Here is a 16,216-nt window from a genome sequence, read left to right as displayed (position 1 = left end):
CGTTCACCCGAAGGAAGGAGGTCTCAAGCCATGGGCCGCGCAAGGCCGCCCTCGAGCAACATCCGAAGCCGTCCCGCCTCGTCGAGCGCAGCGACGGTGCCGCACTCCAGCAGGTCGCCATCCACTCGCGGAGGAAGTGCCTTCAACGAGAGGTGAAGCGGCGCTCCACCCCGGACGTCCACCAGGCCGCGGTCGAACGTGGCCCGCTGGAACTGGATGGGCGCGAACACCGCGCTCGACTCCCCATCCACATGCATGGCGCTCAGGCGCAAGGCGGCATCCAGGACGAGCGCGGGCACGGTGCTGCCCGCCTGACGAGGCTCGGCCGGCAGCCCCAACCGCGCGAACCGGGCCGACGGCTCGATGCGAATTTCCTCCAGGCAGTCGAACATCTTCCGCAGTTCGATGGGCGCACCGGCGGCGCAGTGTGGGTCGTGGACCCGCAGTGCCTGTCCCGACGGCGCCGCCGCCTCCAGCTCCGGCGTGCCTCGCGGCGGCTCCGCCGTCAGCGTGAACCGCGCTTCCGCATAGACGAGGTCCTTCTCCAGCACGACACCCGAGGCATGGACGATGTCCCCCATCAGCCGGACCCGCACGCCATGACATCCGGGCGCATCGACGAGGGGCGTGCATTCGGCGCGCAGGTGCTGACGCCCCCCCTGCTTGACGCGGATGAAGCGTGAGAACCGGACGTCCTCGATGGTGACGGTGCGCAGCTCTGGCCGCCCGTTGCCCACCGCGGCTTGCAGCATCAGGTCCAACGCCCAGGCCCCAGGCAACGTGGGCGTGCCGCGCACGAGGTGGTCCTCTAGGCACGGCACACTCGCCGCATCCACGACCAGTTCGCGCTGCACGGGCCCCGCCGACAGAGAACGCGCCTCCTCCGCGGGCAGGACCTCCAGTGCGTAATAGGAACGCTCGCTCTCCGTCAGCTGGACGTTGATGGCCTGTCGAGGCCGACCATCCACGAGTTGGAGGAAGAGCGCTTCGCCTTCCTCCGCTCGGATTCCTCGCAGATGTCGGCTGGCACCGAGCACGCGGTACTCCGACCCCCGTGTCATGCCGATTCCGTCCCAGGCCAACCAGCCCACGCTGCACCAGCGGACCTCCTGGCTCGCGTCGCTGACCCAGGCGCAGAGCCGGTCCAGCGCCTCGTTCGCCGCGCCGTAATCCGCCTGCCCGTCATTCCCGATGTAGCTGAACGCGGAGGTGAGGACGTGGAACGGCACCGGCCGAGCAAGCCGATTCACGCAGGCTTCCCGCAGGTTCCTGAGCCCCAGCAGCTTGGTGCCCAGGTTCGTGCGCAACTCCCCGAGCTGCCTGCGATTCAGCTTCTTGGACGTCTGCGTGCCCGCCCCATGCACCACCAGGTCCAGTCGCCCATGCGTGTCGACGATTTCCTGGACCACGCGGTCCACGTCCGCCGCTCGCGTGACGTCCGCGGCCCGGTAGAGCACCTCGCCCGGGAGCCGGGCCAGGCCCTCCAGCGTGGCCTTCAGCTCGCGAGCGGCCAGGAAGCGCTCGAAGCGCTTGCGCAGCGCTGGCATGCGCACGCCCCGATTGCTGGCCAACTCCGAGGCGTAGAACGCCCGCTCCATCGCCGGCAGGTCTTCCTCACGGGCCTGGAGCACACGCAGGGGTGCCTCATCCGGATCGCTCCGCCCTAACAGGACCACCTTGCATCCGAACCGCTTGAGCAGGGCTCCCGCCAGGACTGCCGTGACGCCCCGTCCCCCGCCCGTGAGCAGGACCACCGAGCGCGAATCGAGCGTCGCCGCCAGGTCCGCCGTGACGTCCGTCACCCGCAACACGCGGACACAGCGCACCGGCCCTTCGAAGCAAACCTCGATGGAGTGACTCCCCTCCACCTCCGCCCCCAGCTCCGCCTCGGCCAGCTCGAGCGCCTCCTGGATCGGCATGGCCGTGGTGGAGACGGCACGAACGTTCCGGGCAGGCACTTCCCGCCCGATGGACTTGAGCATCCCCGCGAACAATCCCGACATAGGATGCAGGCACCGCCGTGGGCCCACAGCGCCAATGCACAGACTCACCAGCTCCACCTCGCCACGAGACAGGCGCTCATACGCGCGGCGGGCGGCCAGGAAGAGCAACTCCAGGGCCCCGTGCTTCATGGCCGTGTCGGCGACCACCGCGGCCTCAAGCGCCCCTGCCTCGATGTGGGTGACCGCGAGGATGACCTCGGGCTCGAAGCCAAGAGCGGCCAGCCCGGCCTCCGCGGAGGTGTCGGTCGTGAGGTCGATGTACCGGAGGCGTCCCGAATCCGAACCAGTTCCTGGACAGAGAATCAGGTGCTCCGCTCCGCACAGGGCCTCCGCCCGAACTGCAAGTTCGCGCGCGAGCGCCACGTCCTCCGCGATGAACAGCACCCGACGGCCTCGGAGATACGACGACCGTGTCTTCCGAGCCGTCCGCTCCACCAGCACGGGCGACAGATACTGAATCGGCGCGGCGTGGTCGAAGCCTCCCGCTGCGACTTGCAACTCGGCTCCCGATGCGCTGTCGACGGGTGACGACGCGGATTCAACAGGACGGGAAGGAGCAATCCGCACTCCCTCTGAAGGTCGGGATGGCAGTTCGCTCCGGCCGTCCGTCACGGCATCAGGATGCGTCCGAAGAGGTGACGTGGAGGCGCCGATCCTCCCTCCCTGCCCCACTGCCCGAGATGACACGCCAGGCCGGCCCTCCGTTGCGGCCTGGTCGTGGGCTCGCGACGACGACTCCATTGCTTCCACGGGCAGCCCGTCCGCCATCGGCTGGAGCCGCACTTCGAGCCGGACACCTGTCGCGGCATCGGGGTGGAACCGCAGCGTGCCAGCACGCCCATCCGCCGCCGCGTGTACGGCGCGCAGCAACGCCAGGCTCTCCGCCGCCGAGTGCGGTGGCAGGTCGACCCCCGCACCTGCCCCCTTCGTGCCACGGGTGGAAAGCAGAAGGTGGCACATGGGCTTCAAGCCGAGCCTTCGGGCCTTCTCCGCCGTCGTCACCGCGAAGAGTGCCGCGCCTTCCTCGGGCTGCTGCGCCCCTCTGACTTCACCCGGCCTGCCAATGTGCGTACTGCCCACGAGGACCAGCTCGAAGCCGCTCTCCAGCAGCCCCCGCGCCGCCTGGAGCGCCGCCGCGGACGACGCAGCCCCCGCATCCACCACGAAATTGGGCCCCTTGACGTCGAGCGCCCCCGCGACACGGCCGGGCGTGACATTCGGCATCATCCCCTGAAGCGTGTACGGTCCCGAGGGACGGAGGCTCTCCATCACCGCCGAGTGAAGACGCTCCGCCAGGGGCAGCACCGCGGCGGATGCTGGCTCGCGACGAGCCTTCTCGCTCAACCGCCGTTGCAGCGTGAACGCGAGGACGCGCTGGACCGCCTCGACACCACGGCGCGTCTTGCCCTCGAGCCCCAGTACGATGCCCGTCCCCGAACGAAGCGCGTCGAACACGCCCAACTTCTGGGCGAGCGCACTCCCGACCACGAGCCCGAGGTGCTGCGTCGCGTCCATGTCCTCGGAGATGTCGGGCAGCAGGCGCACCGTGGGCGGCAGGCGCAGTGCCTGCAGATCGAAGCGCGCGCCCACCTCGACAGGAACACCCGCTTCGGGCCGCCCGCGTCCATCCGGGAACAAGCCCTCCGCGGCCACGACCACGAGTTCGGCCTCCGATGGGATGCCCTCACGGGAGCTCGGCGCCGGCGAAGGCCCCCGGTACTCCTCCAGCACCAGGTGGGCATTGGTTCCGCCAAAGCCAAAGCCATTGGTGGCGGCACGACGAGGCCATTCGCCATTCTCCGGCCAAGGCTGCTCGCGCGTGTTCACCTCGAAGCCGGGCCCCATGGCGCGCAGCGCGGCGCCGGGCGCATCGAAGTTGGACTGCACCGGGAAGATCCGGTGCTCCATCGCCTTGCACAGCTTGATGACCGAAGCCGCACCCGCGGCCCAGCCAACGTGGCCAATCAGTGCCTTGACGCTGGCGAGCTGAACGCCACTGCGCTTGCCACCAAAGACGCGGGCAATCGACTTGAGCTCGGTGGCGTCCCCCGCGGGAGTCGCCGTTCCGTGCGCCTCGATGTACTGCACGCTCGCCGGGTCCACCTGGGCCCCCGAGTAGCACGCCTCCATCGCCGCCACCTGCCCCTCCGACCGGGGCACGTTCGCCGAGCTGCTCCGCCCATCACTGGAGAGCCCCGCGCCTCGAATGACGGCATGGACCCGGTGCCCCGCCGCGACTGCGTCCTTCAGGCGCATCAGCCCAACGACGCCCGCGCCTTCACCAAAAATGACGCCGTCCGCGCGCACGTCAAAGGGCCGGCTCCCCGTGGGGGACAGTCCGTTGAACTGTGAGAACAGACAGCTGTTGCCAGGCCCTGGCGAAAACACACCGCCAGCAAGAATCAGGTCCGAGTCCCCTCGCTCCAGCGCCTTCATGCCCAGCGCCATGGCATAGAGCGACGACGCACAGGCAGCGTCGAGCAGCGTGGTCGCGACCCCCTGCCCCACCACGTCCGTCACCACGGCCTGCAGGGTGGGATGCGGCGCCAGGTCACGGGAGATGGCCTCCACCCCAAGTGCCTCACGCGCCGCGCACGCCAGCGCCGCGATGTCATGAACCCGCTCCCCCCTGGCACTCAGCAGCGCCTCTCCAGCCTCCACGCTCAGCGCGGCGTCGTACTCGGCCGACCCTTCCGCCGTCGAACCGAGCAGGCACTGGATGCGCCCCGGCGACTTCGATGCCACCGGCTTCAGTCCCTGCATGGCCTGCGAGAGGGCGATGGCCAGCAGCTTCTGCTCGCGGACGTACTGCTGGAAACGCGTCGGGTCGAAGCCCGGCGGCGGAACCAGGTCCGCATCCCGCACATACCCCGTGAGCAGGGTGTACGTCCGGTCTGGAGTTCCCGCGGGACCCACGAAGTCCGTCACCAACTCGGGCTGCAACAGTCCCTGGTCGACGATGCCGCTGATGCCCTTCCGGATGTTCTGCCAGTACGTCTCCGGGTCCTTCGCGCCCCCCGGAAGGATGCAGCCCAGCGACACCACGGCAATGCCGTTTTCGTCGCCCTCGGCGGCCTCCACGGACTTCGGCTCGATGCCAGCCGACGGGGCAGACCGCTCCGCCGGAAGCAGCTTGCTGATGACGCTCACATCAGCGGCCATCTCCGCCGGGATGATCTTCTGGACGATGCGCGCCAGGACGCCCGTGGTTCCGCAGTCGACGAAGCGCGCGCATCCCGCGCGGGAGAGCGTCTCCACCGTCCCCAGGAAGTCGAACGAGCGCACCAGGTGCGATGCGAGCGCATCCGCCAGCTCTGGCCGCCCGCCCACATAGGCGCGCCGTTCAATGGGCGAATAGACACAGCCCCGTGGCGCCTGCATGGGCGCACGGTCCAGCATCTCGCGAAAGGCCTTCGCGGCCGGGGCCATGCCCGGATGGTGGAAGGGGTACCGGCTCGAAACGAAGGTGAATCCCTGCCCCCGGCCTTCCAGCAGCGCGCGGAGCCGCGCGAGCTGACCGCGCGCTCCCGCCACCACCGTCTGCCGCGCGTGGTTGCGTCCCGCGATGTGCAATCCCGAAGCGCCGCACTCCGCGATGGCGCGAACGGCCTCGGGCTCCCCGAGCGCCACCGCCGCCAGCGTTCCGAAGTCGTCGGGAAGGACCTGAAGCGCTCGGATGCGGTGGCAGACGACCTGCGCGCCAGCGCGCAAGTCGAGCGCACCCGCCGCAGTCATCGCTGCAATCTCCCCGAAGCTGTGCCCCACGAACACGTCCGGGCGCGCGCCCTGGCGCTGCATCCACCGGGCGCCCAGGACTCCGGACAGGTAGATGCCCAGCTGGTCGAGCTGAGGCAGCTCCTCCAGCGCACGCCGGACGTCCGAGACGTCACGCGCGGCGAGCAGCGGCTCCGCCTCCACTCCGACCTCACGACATGCGGCGGCGAGCCCCTGAAGCTCATCTCCGAGGTCAGGGTCGAGCGCCTTCAACTGGAGATAGAGCCCTGGATCAAACGAACCCTGTCCGGCGAACAGAAATGCCGTCGCCCCCGGCGGCAGCGCCAGCGCGTCGGGACTCTCGGCAACGCTCTCCGCGGGCGCCCCCTCCAACGAAACAACGCGGGACCTCCCCAGCGACGCCGGGTCCGCGAGCAGCGACTTCGCCAGCGCCCGGATGGACTCCGGGAACACCTCCTTGAGCGCGGAGCCTCCCTGCTGGACACAGTCCCGGAAGCTCCGTGCCCCGGCGCGCTCGAAGATGCCGGACAACGAATCGAAGCACCGCAGGAACGACTCGGGAAACGAACACAGGGCGCCCGACGTCCGGTCCGCGCAGAGAACCGTCTGGAAGCCGCACGCCACGGGCGTCCCATCGCTCTTGAGGGTCCGGAAGCAGAAGCGGATGGAGACCGCCCCCCGCTCCTCCAGTGTCGTCAGCACCACCAACCGGTCTCCCAGGTTGGCCGGTGCCAGGTTGCGCGAGTAGCCCTCGTAGGTGAGCAGCAGCACCTGGTCGAAGTCGCGCCGGAACTCCGGCACGTCGAACACGTCCGGGCTGAAGAGCAGGTGCTCCCGCCCAGCACACTGGAACTTGAAGTTCGTGAGGAAGTGATGGCTCCCGTAGGCCATCGTGTCGTCGAAATGAATGTCGTACGGGACCGCGAAGTAACCCATGGTGATTGGCTCCGGTACGAGGTTCAGGAATCGAGCGCGAGGAGCGCTCGCACGTCGTGCTCACGGCTGTGCGACCCGCGCGGCCCCCCGGGACGCCGTGTCTCCGACGCGCCCGGCAGCAGCCCGTCCACCGTGCCGGAGAGCCCCGCATCCACCACCCAGATGGCGCCGTTCACCCGGCGCGTCTTGGGCCCCAGGAGGAGCTCGGTGACGTCGGCGACATCCTCCGCGGTGCAGATCTCCCCGCCCGGCGTCGCCGACTCCCAGCGCGCGACCCGGCTCGCGGCGTCGGGGAACATGCCCAGCAGCTCGCCATGCACCGGTCCCGCGGACACGCAGTTGGTCCGGATGCCATCCGGGGCCAGCTCCGCGGCCAGGTAGCGTGTCAGGGACTCCACCCCGGCCTTCACCACGCCCTGACAGCCCAGGTCGTGCATGTACCGCTGGGACATGGAGGTGGACATCGTCACGATGCTGCCGCCGCCACGCCGGGCCATCAGGGGCCGCGCGCGCAGGGCGCACTCATAGGTCCCCGTGATGCAGGTGCGGAACGCCTTGTCCCAGTCGCGTGGAGTAATCCGGTCGAACGGTCCGATGAGGCCGTTGGACGCGTTGCACACCAGGAAGTCCAACCCACCGAACTGCGCCTCGATGCTGGCGAACATCCGGTCCAGGTGTTCTTCCTGCGCGACCGAGCCCCAGGCGTGGAACGCCTTCCCCCCTGCGGCAACAATCTCCTGGACCGTCCGTTCGCCTTCGTCACGGGAGTGGAACGAGTTCACCACCACCGTCGCCCCCGCGCTGGCCAGGCGAGCCGCGATGACCTTGCCAATCCCCTTCCCAGCGCCCGTAACGAACGCGACCTTCCCCGCGAAGGGCAGCACGGCTGGCGGCGGCGGCGACGGACGCGGCGCTCGGTCCTCGCGCACGGGCGCCGCGACCGCCAGCCGGGCGCGCGCCATCTCACAGATAGTGGAAATCGTCCGCAGCCGCTGCGAAGGCTGCGGAGCATCGGTCAGGCCCAGCTCCTTGACGAGCACGGCCATCACCTCGGCCTGCTTGACCGAGTCGATGCCCAGCTCGTCCTCCAGGTCCGCCTCCGGCGTCAAGAGCGCTTCCGGATAGCGCGTCACCCGAGCGAAGACGGCACGGACCCGAGCCTCCAGGTCCTCCACGGGAGAGCCCGCTGACGACACCGGGGGAACCGGAGCCGCGACAGGCGCCGGTGGAGTCGTCGCGACGGCGGCGGGCTGCGTGTCCGCGAGCAGCCGCGCCACCACGTCCGCCATCGCGCTCAACGTACGCGCCTGAGCGCCCCGTGGCAGCCGATCGGGCGGAATGTTGAACTCGCGCCCGACCACGGCCGCGATCTCCGCCAGCTTGACGGAGTCAATGCCGAGCTCGTCCTCGAGCTGCGCGTCCGCCGTCAGGATGTCCATGGGATACCGCGTGACGTCAGCGGCACAACGGCGAATCCGCTGGAGAACATGCTCGACCGCGTAGGTGCCCTGATGAGATGCGTGTGATGTCATTGCCGACCCCTGGTTTCCCGGTTCGCGGCAATGAATGCATCAAGGGTCTGACACGACTTGCGGAGGCGGGTGTCGCCACACATTCAGCGCACGAAGAAGCTCGCACACGGGAAATATTTCCAGTGGACGCAAGTTCATCCTTGCGCTGGCGCGGGCGCGTTCACCGGCGCTGGCTGCCTGGCCGCGGGGCGGACGATGAGCTGGTCCAAGGATGGCCGCCGCTTCATCGGGAGTGCATCCAGCTTCACCGGGCGCCCCGTCCTCGCGGACTCCTTCATCGCGGTGATGACGCGCACGTCCGCGAGCCCTTCCCGGCCGGACGGCTCGGGCTCCTGGTCCTCCAGCACGCACTTCGAGAAGTAGAGCAACTCCGGCGCGAACTGGTCGTTCGCCGCGAAGACGCGCTCCTCCGTCTTGCCCTCCAGCGTGAGGACATGCTTGCGCTCCTTCTCGTAGCCGAACGCGGACTCGACGAGCAGATCGCCCTTCTCCCCCACCACCCGGTAGCTGGAGACCGCCGACGCGGCGTGGCTGACGCCGAACTGCGCGACGCGCCCATTCGAGAAGCGCATCAACGCGAAGGCCGTGGCATCCACGCCCTTGAAGCGATGGTCCTGCTCCTCGTTGGTGTAGCAGAACACCTCGGTGGGCTCGTCACGGAAGAGGTAGCGCGCGGCGTTGATGGGGTACGGCCCTTCGTCGAGCAGCGCGCCTCCGCCCACGTCCACGCGCGTCCGGATGTCCCCGGTCCGCACCTGCTGCGTCAGCAGCGCCGACATCATCAGCGGCTCACCCAGGCGCCCCGAGCGCAGCAGGTCGATGGCCCGCAGGTTCGCCTCCTCGAAGTGGAGCCGGTAGGCGATCATCAGCTTGACGTGATTCTCGTCCGTGACGCGAATCATCGCCTCACAGTCCTCCACCGAAGTCGCCATGGGCTTCTCGCAGAGGACGTGCACACCCGCGCGAGCTGCCCGCTCGGTGAAGGCGCGATGCTGGCTGTTGGGCAGCGCGATGTACACCGCGTCCACGTCCGCGTCGCGCAGCACCTGTTCAAGTTCGTCGTAGCTCGCGGTGTGGCGCAGGCCGTACATCTTCCCCAGCACGTCGCGCTTCTCCGCGTCGGAGGAAATGAGCGCCACCAACTCCGAGTTCTCACGGGCGTGCTGGAAGGCCGGAAGTACAGCCACCTGCGCGATATTCCCCGCGCCCACCACCGCATACCGGATTCGCCGCGAGCTGCCCTGTGCCATCGATTGCCTCCGCGTATGAGAGACACGCTGGGCCCCCGAGGCACCCGCCACAACCCACGCTCCGGGCAACGTCGTACCGCCCGTCCGGACAGCAGGCGTCCCCCCGAGCCGCTTCAGTCGACTTCCGCGATGGACCCCTTCGAATAGCGCCGTCCACGTCGAAGCGCTGGGCGTTGCCGAAGTCAACGGAGCACCCCAGCAACACGTGGCGCAATTTTCCACTGATGCCCGACACTCTGCCCGCCCCTCCAGGAATACTGTGAATGCTCGGTTCTGGCGCGGTTCGCGGAGGTGCGCGGCGCGAGGTAGAACGCCGGCATGTCGGACTCGAACGACTTCCGCCTCAATGCGTTGGCGCGCTACCGCAAGACGTCGAGCCAGCTCGCGCTGGAGGTTCACAGCCACTGCGAGGTGCCCGCGGGCTGTGGCGGTGTGGTGCTTCGCTGGCGAAGGCCCGGTGCGTCCATCGGTCTGTCGCTGTTCTCCTACGTGAATGGCGTCCCGGACGGCGGCCTGTTCCTCGATGGGAATCCCCTCGTGGAGCAACGGGTGCTCGTCCCCCCGGGTGCGCACGTCCTGTCATTTGAAGTGAACCGTCCCGGAGACAAGGGCTTCGTCCTGATGCAGGCCCGGCTGGATCCGGAGATCGCCAGCGCGGTCCACCCGAAACTGGCATCCGCTCCGGATGGCCGATGGAAGGCCACGACACGGCCACCTCCCGAAGGCTGGCGCCTACCGGACTTCGCCGACGCGGGCTTCGCGCCGTTGGTGCAACGGCCCGTTCCCGAACCGAAGACGAACGAGCGCTGGCGGTGGCAGATGCTCACGGACGACGCCACGGGCCTGGGCCTGGCCTCGAGCGCCACGAAGGCCTGGGTGCGGTGGTCCTTCCACGTGGACGACGAGGGCTTCAAATGAGCCGCCCCTCCCTGGTGCTCATCCCCCAGCACTTCGGCGCCCTCCTCTTCGACCGGCGCTCCTCTCGCTACATGCCGTTCGATGCCCCCGCGGCGGCCGTGCTCACCCGGCTCACCGAGCGCACCGCGGACGACGTCATCGGTGATGCGGAGGCTGGCGACCGGGACGCCGTCATCGGGCTCATCCAGCACCTGTCGATGAAAGGCTACTTGCGGATGGATGGCCGGCTCGCGGCGGCCCGCATCGACCGGGTGCCCCCACCCGACCACCTGCTGGGCCCGCTCGCCGTCCACCTGGAGGTCATTGGCGCGTGCAACCTCACGTGCACGCACTGCTTCGCGGGCGAGCTGCCGCGCAACCAGTCCCCGCTCTCCGTGAAGGAGATGGACGCGCTCTTCGCCCAGCTCGCCGGACTGGGTAGCTTCCGGCTGGGGCTCACCGGCGGCGAGCCGCTGATGCGCAAGGACCTGCTGGACATCCTCGACGCGGCCACGGGCCACGGCCTCCATCCCTGCATCACCACCAACGCGCTGCTCATCGACGAACGGTGGGCGCGTGAGCTCGGCAAGCGCGAGCTGGTGTGGTTGAACGTGTCGCTGGAAGGCGCCCAGGCGGGGACGAACGATGCCGTGCGGGGCGCTGGCGTCTTCGACCGGGTGATGGAGAAGCTCGCGCTGCTCGGTCAGCATGCGCGCTTCACCCTCGCCTTCACGCTGACGCGCGACAACGTGGCGGAAGTCGAGGCCTGCGTCGAACTGGCCCGGCGGGTGGGCGCGCATACCGCCGTCTTCCGCCCGCTGTACCCCGTCGGCACCGCTACCCGGCATCCAGAGCTGATGCCCACGTTCGATGGCTACGTGGACGCACTCGCGCGGCTGGAGCGCGTCGAAGCCAACTCGGACCTCTTCGCGCTGGACCCCTTCAGTCCTTCGGCACGCGAGGAGCTGCGCGGCGTCGTCACGGAGGGCCCGGGCTGCGGGGCGGCGAACACGGTGGCCTCCGTCTCCGTCCAGGGCAACGTGAACCCGTGCAGCTTCCTGGGCCGGGCCTTCGAATCCGGCAACATCCGAACGCGCCCCTTCGAGGACATCTGGCGTGACGGCCAGGCCTTCCAGCGCCTCCGGGCGAAGCAGACGGGAGACCGCTTCACCGGGGGCTGCCGCGCGCGTGCGCAGTTCTACAATGGCTCCGCGTTCGCGGAGGACCCCTGGCAGGCCCAGTCCCTGGGAGCTGCCACGGAGTCACATCCACTGCCCGTGCTCGGCGCGGAGCGGGGACAGGGGGGCGCATGTCGGTAATCCAAGCCGCGCTGGGGAAAGCCCGGGTCCAGCGTGCCAGTGGAGACCTGGAAGGCGCCGCCGCGACGCTGGACGCGGTGGCCTGGCAGGCACGCGAGGACGTCCTGCCGCTGCTCCAGGACGTGTTGGAACAGCTCACCGTCATCGAGAACGGCTTCGTGTTCCGCTATGTCCCCGCGGGCACGTTCATCATGGGCAGCGACGACGGAGATTCCGACGAGCGCCCCGCCCACGCGGTGACGTTGTCCGCGTTCTGGATGAGCGACACGCCGCTGTCGTGGAGCGCCTTCGCTCGCCTCCTGGATTGGCCCGAACCACCCGAGTTCCCCACGGACGAACAACTCGACGGATTCGCCGACAGCTTCGAGTACTTCAACGACTCGAAGATTCGGCTGCAGTACTGCGAGAACGACACCCTGCAGGCCAGTGACTGGCACGCCCACGCCACCCACACGCGATGGGAAACCGGCGACGGCGTCATCAAGACCTCACAGGAATTGTTCGGCACGCCAGCGCGCGCGGGCGAGGGCCCGCTGCGCTATGACCGGAAGCCCATGGTCGCGGTCGCCCCTTCGCTCGCGGAACGGTTCGCGCGGCGCTTGAGCACGCCTTCCGTCACCTATCGCCTGCCCACCGAAGCCGAATGGGAGCGCGCGGCGCGGGGCTGCTTCCGTGGCGCGGCGTACCCATGGGGCAACGAACCTCCCGATGCGAGCCGCGCGGACTTCGACCGCTTCAATGACTTCTCGCTCCGCCCCATGCGCGCCTTCCCGCCCAACGACTACGGCCTCTTCGGCATGGCGGGCGGCGTGAGCCAGTGGTGCCAGGACCACTACGACGCCGACTACTACCGGCGCTCGCCGAAATCGTCCCCCGTCTGCGTGCTGGGCGAGGACATCCCCGAGCGCATCCACGTCCTGCGAGGCGGCTCGTGGGCGGACTGCGCGGACGCGCTGCGGGTCAGCTTCCGCTCCGCGAGCGACACCGGGGCGGCGCCCAACATGGGCTTCCGCCTGGTCCGGGTTCCCTCGCGGCGGTGAGGCCAGCGGCTCGTGAGCCGCCCTACCCCACGGCGGCGACCGGCGCCACGTCGGCGGTCTCCGGAAGCGCGTCGAAGCTCTCGAACGGGTTCTCCAGCATCTCCCGGAGCGTGTTGGCGAGCACGCCCGCGTGGAACCCGTCGATGAAGCGGTGGTCGAACGTCGCGTTGATGTTCATCACCTTGCCCGGCACCACCTTGCCGTCCTCCACCACGGGCACCTCCTTCACCGCGCCGGGCGCGACGAAGATGGGCACGCGCGTGTACGGCGCCAGCGGAACGTAGGCCGTGTCCAGCCCCAGCGAGCCCACGTTGGTGATGATGGCGGACCCGAAGGCGTCCTTCGGCATGCCGAACCGGCTCATGTCCAGGTTCAGCGTGTACATGAAGAAGGACAGCAGCCACGTGAAGGTGTTGAGGAACAGGTAGGGGATCTTCTGGATGGTGCCCTTGCCCTTCTCCAGGGCCACGTCCCGGCGCTCGCGGACGCGGCGCACCGCCTCCTCCAGGTCGTTGGCGATCTCCTTCAGGTTCTTCTTGTCCGCGTCCTCGATGCGGGCCGACGTGAGGTCCACCTTGCCGCTGTCCGTCTGGACGACGAGCGTGGACAGCGTCACGCGCTGGCGCAGGTAGATGCGGTTGAAGCGGAGGATGGCGTTCGCGTCCGGGCAGCGCCGCAGCGCCTCGCCCATGGCCTTGGCCACCAGGTGCGTCACCGTGAGCCGCACACCCGTGCGCTGACGGAAGGCCTCGATGTAGGCCATCGCCTTGTCCATGCGGACGGTCAGCGTTCCGTAGACGGTGGGGTCGTACGCCGTCTTCCAACTTCCAATCGCAAGCTTGCGAAAGCTCGACAGGTCCCGCTTGGGGATCAACTCCAGATGCGCCATGGCCCCAGTGTCGCCGCTGGGCCCACCCCAAGGGAAGGGTGGGTCCCCCGGCTGACGCCTCCGCCCGCCGCGGACTCAACATGACGCACCGGGTCGCCGTTCAAACCCGATCGGAACGAGGTCCGGGCCCGGAGGATCATCCGGCTTTCCAGGAACAACCCTGCCGGTGGGCCGCGCCCTCCACGGCCTGCCGGAGCGAGGAATTCACCGGAAGTATAAAATTCGCGGCATTCATTGCCTGCCACGCTCTCTGTGGACGTCAATTCCAAGCAACGCCAATTGATTCTCGGGAGAGGTCGGGAAGACCCATTTACATTCGGTGCCCGGGCGGAAGACCATACGCACTCCATGGCTGGCTTCCGCTTCTGTTCCGCCCTCTTGCTGATGTTTGCCCTCACGTCCTCGGCCCACGCGGCCGAGGCGGGACCTCCTGTCAACGTGCTGGACGGGTGGCGCTTCCGATGGGGTGACTCCCCCGTGGGCTCGGATGGCACGCCCCTGTGGGCGAAGGAAACGGGGGATTCGAAGGAGTGGCGGACCACGCCCGCCCTCGCGACGCCCGAGGGTCGCGGTGACCACAAGTTCATGTGGCTCAGCATCCCCGTCCCCGACGGCGGCTGGACGGACCCCGCGCTGTACCTGGGCGAAATCACCCACGCGCTCGAGGTGTACGCGGACGGCCAGCACATCTACACGAGCGGCAAGATCCGTCCGGACAGCTACGAGATTGGCGAGAACCTGTCCTGGCACATCGTGCCCCTGCCGCGCGACGCGCAGGGCAAGCGCGTGCTGCTGCGCATCCAGTCCAGCAATCCCAACATCGGCGTGTCCCAGGCCGCGCAGGTGGGCTCGAAGTATGACCTGCTGGTCTACGTGACGCGCCAGGGCCAGGCGCCCTTCGTCATCTGCTGCCTGCTGCTGGCGGTGGCGCTCGGCGCGGGTGGCGCCTTCGCGCTCCACTGGCGGCGCCGGATGCTGGCGGGCCTGGCGGTCTCCGCGGCCAGCGGCGGCCTCATCCTCCTGGGCCTGAGCGGCATGCCCACGGCGCTGTGGGGCTCGTCCGCCACCGCCACGCTGGGCACCACCGTGGGCATCTTCCTGCTCGTCGCCGGTCTGATGGAGTTCGTCTCGGACGCGCTGCTCGACAACCGGCGCGGCTGGTTCCAGAAGGCGGCCATGGTGTTCTCGCCCGTGGCGGGCGTGTGCGCCCTGGCGACGCTCCTGGACCTCGGCATCGGGCAGCGCATCCTCGTGCCCTTCCTCCCCCTGGCGATGGTGGTGCTGCTGGTGGTGCTCTCGGTGGCCATCACCCAGGCGTGGCTGGGCAACCCGGACGCGCGCCTCTTCGTCGGTGGCTTCGCGGGGCTCGTCCTCTCCATCATCCTCACCATCCTCCCCGTCATCGGCCTGGTGGGCTGGTCGCTGGGCAACGTCACGCACTGGGGCTACGTCGCGCTGACGCTGTCGCTGCTGGGCATCGTCACCCGCCGCTCCATCATGGTGGTGCGCACGCTCGAAGCGCACACCCACCAGTTGGAGGCGCGCGCGCAGGAGGTGCGCACCCTGGCCGAGCGCATGGGCAACGGCGCCGGCGAGCTCGCCACGGTGGTGCAGCAGCTCCGCTCGTCCAGCGACGAGCAGACCGAGGGCGTCAGCCGTCAGGCCGTGGCGCTCCAGGAGGCGGAGCAGACGGTGAAGGAGATCCGCCGCAGCTCGCAGATGACGGCGGAGAAGGCCAGCGCACTCGCGGCTTCCGCGGAGAGCGCCGAACAGGTGGGCCGCGAGGGAACGGCCGCGTTGGAGCGCACGCTGTCGGACCTGGCGGCCATCCGCACCGAGGTCTCCGACATGGCCCGGCGCATCTTCGCGCTCGACGAGCGCACCCGCGAGGTCTCCGGCATCGTGGACTCCGTGAAGGACCTGGCGGACCAGTCCAACATGCTGGCCATCAACGCCGCCATCGAGGCGGCGCGCAGTGGAGAGAGCGGCCGTGGCTTCGGCGTGGTGGCCCGGGAGATGCGCGGCCTGGCGGACCAGTCCATCCAGGCCACGCACCGCATCCGCGAGGTGCTCGACGGCGTCAGCAACAGCATGCGTGAGGCGGCCCGCTCCAGTGAGAAGGGCGACGAGCGCGTGAAGCAGAGCCTCGACGCCGTGCGGACCTCCAGCGCGCAGTTCCAGCAGCTGGCTGACATCATCGGCGACACCAGCTCCAGCGTGCGGCAGATCACCGCCGCCGTCAGCGCGCAGGACGCGGGCACCCACCAGATGGCCCAGGCCATCCAGGAGCTGTCCGGGCAGATGCAGCGCACGTTGAAGACGGTGCAGGAGACGCAGGAGGCCACCCGCTCCGTGCAGTCGCTCGCGGAGAGCATGTCCGGCATGGCCAGCCAGACGCTCAAGGCGGAAGGCCTGTCCGTGCCCGCGACGCAGGCGCAGGCGCGCTGATTCCGCGGCCCCCACCTCCGAGCCCGGCGGCCTTCACGGCCACGGCTCGGAGGCTCCGGCGGGGGCCGGAAGCTCAGCCCAGCGCCTCCTCCAGGAAGGGCGCGGTCTGGCTGAAGGGCAGGCCCACCACCTCCTCCGGTGGGCCCGCCACCACCACCCGCCCGCCC

8 protein-coding genes are annotated in these 16,216 nt (G+C 69.2%); 4 read left to right on the top strand and 4 right to left on the bottom strand.

Annotated features, from left to right (window positions below):
* Positions 1–23 precede the first annotated feature (23 nt).
* The 3 genes from HNV26_RS13430 to HNV26_RS13420 all read right to left on the bottom strand — a co-directional run bounded on the left by HNV26_RS13430 (position 24) and on the right by HNV26_RS13420 (position 9,456).
* Positions 24–6,674, bottom strand: coding sequence for a type I polyketide synthase (locus HNV26_RS13430; protein WP_171442167.1), 6,651 nt, complete (start codon positions 6,672–6,674; stop codon positions 24–26).
* Positions 6,675–6,697: 23 nt separating this feature from the next.
* Positions 6,698–8,206 carry an SDR family oxidoreductase gene (locus tag HNV26_RS13425; RefSeq protein ID WP_171442168.1) on the bottom strand — a complete coding sequence of 503 codons (1,509 nt, stop codon included), beginning with the start codon at positions 8,204–8,206 and terminating at the stop codon, positions 6,698–6,700.
* A gap of 134 nt (positions 8,207–8,340) precedes the next feature.
* Complete coding sequence (locus HNV26_RS13420) at positions 8,341–9,456, bottom strand: Gfo/Idh/MocA family protein (RefSeq protein WP_171442169.1); 1,116 nt, start codon at positions 9,454–9,456, stop codon at positions 8,341–8,343.
* A gap of 318 nt (positions 9,457–9,774) precedes the next feature.
* On the opposite strand from HNV26_RS13420, the gene HNV26_RS13415 reads away from it, so the two are divergent.
* From HNV26_RS13415 to HNV26_RS13405, 3 genes are read left to right on the top strand one after another with little or no spacing between them, the layout of a single operon-like run.
* Positions 9,775–10,374, top strand: a complete 600-nt coding sequence (locus HNV26_RS13415; RefSeq protein WP_216612222.1) for a hypothetical protein — start codon at positions 9,775–9,777, stop codon at positions 10,372–10,374.
* Positions 10,371–11,672: a radical SAM protein gene (locus tag HNV26_RS13410; protein WP_171442170.1), complete on the top strand. Its 1,302-nt coding sequence runs from the start codon at positions 10,371–10,373 to the stop codon at positions 11,670–11,672. Before HNV26_RS13415 ends, HNV26_RS13410 begins: the two co-directional genes overlap by 4 nt.
* On the top strand, positions 11,663–12,712 hold the full coding sequence (locus HNV26_RS13405) for a formylglycine-generating enzyme family protein (RefSeq protein ID WP_171442171.1): 1,050 nt from the start codon (positions 11,663–11,665) through the stop codon (positions 12,710–12,712). The genes HNV26_RS13410 and HNV26_RS13405 overlap by 10 nt, the downstream gene beginning before the upstream one ends.
* Before the next feature lie 22 nt (positions 12,713–12,734).
* On the opposite strand, the gene HNV26_RS13400 is transcribed toward HNV26_RS13405, so the two are convergent.
* Positions 12,735–13,601 (bottom strand): 2-oxo acid dehydrogenase subunit E2, encoded by an 867-nt coding sequence (locus tag HNV26_RS13400; protein WP_171442172.1) that lies wholly within the window; start codon positions 13,599–13,601, stop codon positions 12,735–12,737.
* A 348-nt stretch (positions 13,602–13,949) separates the two neighbouring features.
* On the opposite strand from HNV26_RS13400, the gene HNV26_RS13395 reads away from it, so the two are divergent.
* Entirely contained in the window at positions 13,950–16,049 is a 2,100-nt protein-coding gene (locus tag HNV26_RS13395; RefSeq protein ID WP_436410041.1) for a methyl-accepting chemotaxis protein, read from the top strand.
* The last annotated feature ends 167 nt before the right edge of the window (positions 16,050–16,216 follow it).

The organism is Myxococcus xanthus (assembly GCF_013116825.1).
In the GTDB taxonomy this organism is placed as follows: domain Bacteria; phylum Myxococcota; class Myxococcia; order Myxococcales; family Myxococcaceae; genus Myxococcus; species Myxococcus xanthus_B.
Note: the sequence above shows the minus strand (reverse complement) of the source record. Positions and strands in the feature narration are given on the sequence as shown.

Excerpts from the sequence above, each read along its gene's own strand:
- HNV26_RS13400 (WP_171442172.1), bottom strand. The coding sequence starts at position 13,601 with ATGGCGCATCTGGAGTTGATCCCCAAGCGGGACCTGTCGAGCTTTCGC.
- HNV26_RS13410 (WP_171442170.1), top strand. The coding sequence starts at position 10,371 with ATGAGCCGCCCCTCCCTGGTGCTCATCCCCCAGCACTTCGGCGCCCTC.
- HNV26_RS13405 (WP_171442171.1), top strand. The coding sequence starts at position 11,663 with ATGTCGGTAATCCAAGCCGCGCTGGGGAAAGCCCGGGTCCAGCGTGCC.
- HNV26_RS13425 (WP_171442168.1), bottom strand. The coding sequence starts at position 8,206 with ATGACATCACACGCATCTCATCAGGGCACCTACGCGGTCGAGCATGTT.
- HNV26_RS13420 (WP_171442169.1), bottom strand. The coding sequence starts at position 9,456 with ATGGCACAGGGCAGCTCGCGGCGAATCCGGTATGCGGTGGTGGGCGCG.
- HNV26_RS13430 (WP_171442167.1), bottom strand. The coding sequence starts at position 6,674 with ATGGGTTACTTCGCGGTCCCGTACGACATTCATTTCGACGACACGATG.
- HNV26_RS13395 (WP_436410041.1), top strand. The coding sequence starts at position 13,950 with ATGGCTGGCTTCCGCTTCTGTTCCGCCCTCTTGCTGATGTTTGCCCTC.
- HNV26_RS13415 (WP_216612222.1), top strand. The coding sequence starts at position 9,775 with ATGTCGGACTCGAACGACTTCCGCCTCAATGCGTTGGCGCGCTACCGC.